Here is a 1,023-nt window from a genome sequence, read left to right as displayed (position 1 = left end):
TCAGGCCAAAGCCATCAGAAAAAGAGAAGGGTGTTCCATTGAGCAGCTCTTTACCGCTTATGAAATTTAAATCATTTTATATGGGATATGCTATACAAGGTAGTCTGGTGCCCTTGTGTTGCTTTCTGTCCAATCGCTTTGGACGCTGCAGTGGGATCAGCTTCATTGATTCGACCAAAATCAGTGTGTGCCACAGTCACCGCATTGGGTCGTATAAAGTAATGGCAGAGTTTGCTGCCAGGGGGAAGACCAGCGTGGGTTGGTTTTATGGGTTCAAGCTGCACCTGGTCATCAATGACCAAGGGTAATTGCTGGCAGTAAAAAAATCACGGCAGACAATATTGATGACCGTGACCCGGTACCCGAGTTGGCGCGCTCCTTATTTGGCAAACTCTTTGGTGACCGGGGCTACCTTTCGAAGCCACTCTTTGAGCAACTGTAGGAGCAAGGTGTGCAGCTCATCACCAAAGTACGAAAAAACATGAAAAACAAATTGTTGCCGCTGTTTGATAAAATCCTGTTACGTAAACGCTCGATTATTGAAATCGTCAATGACCAATTGAAGAATATTTCGCAAATCGAGCATTCCCGCCATTGCAGGCCAGTTAATTTTTTTGTTAATCTGATAGCCGGACTAGTGACCTACACCTTTCGCGAGAAGAAACCCTCGCTTAATATCAGACTCCCTCAAGCTCTTCCAATCGTGATGTGATGATTTTTATGTCGAACTCACGTTAATTTAAATACAAATGGTTGTGAGTTGTTTACGACATTTCGTATACACAACGTAAGCGTCCAGCGCTCCCATCTAAAACACCATAATTCACTGCACTATTATCCTCAAACGTTCTCAGGAGGATAATCGATGACATTACTAATGCGGCAACAAAAACATGTAGAAACCTGGCAGGCAAGTGGTTTATCCCAAGCGGCTTATTGCCGCGAACATAAGCTGAATGCCAAAACATTTTCCAATTGGTTGCGGATTTACCGGATGGAACAAACCGCTACCCAAGTGTCGAC

At 44.3% G+C, this 1,023-nt stretch carries 1 protein-coding gene and 1 pseudogene; both read left to right on the top strand.

Features of this window, described 5'->3' with window-relative positions; all coding sequences use genetic code 11:
* Positions 1 to 92: 92 nt before the first annotated feature.
* Positions 93 to 712, top strand: a pseudogene (locus tag BM122_RS25720) (IS982 family transposase); the annotation flags it as partial.
* 153 nt (positions 713 to 865) lie between these two features.
* A partial coding sequence (tnpA, locus tag BM122_RS26705; RefSeq protein ID WP_442754739.1) for an IS66 family insertion sequence element accessory protein TnpA occupies positions 866 to 1,023 on the top strand: 158 nt, incomplete at its 3' end.

The sequence above is a fragment of the Nitrosomonas communis genome, assembly GCF_900114745.1.
Classification (GTDB): domain Bacteria; phylum Pseudomonadota; class Gammaproteobacteria; order Burkholderiales; family Nitrosomonadaceae; genus Nitrosomonas; species Nitrosomonas communis_A.
Note: the sequence above shows the minus strand (reverse complement) of the source record. Positions and strands in the feature narration are given on the sequence as shown.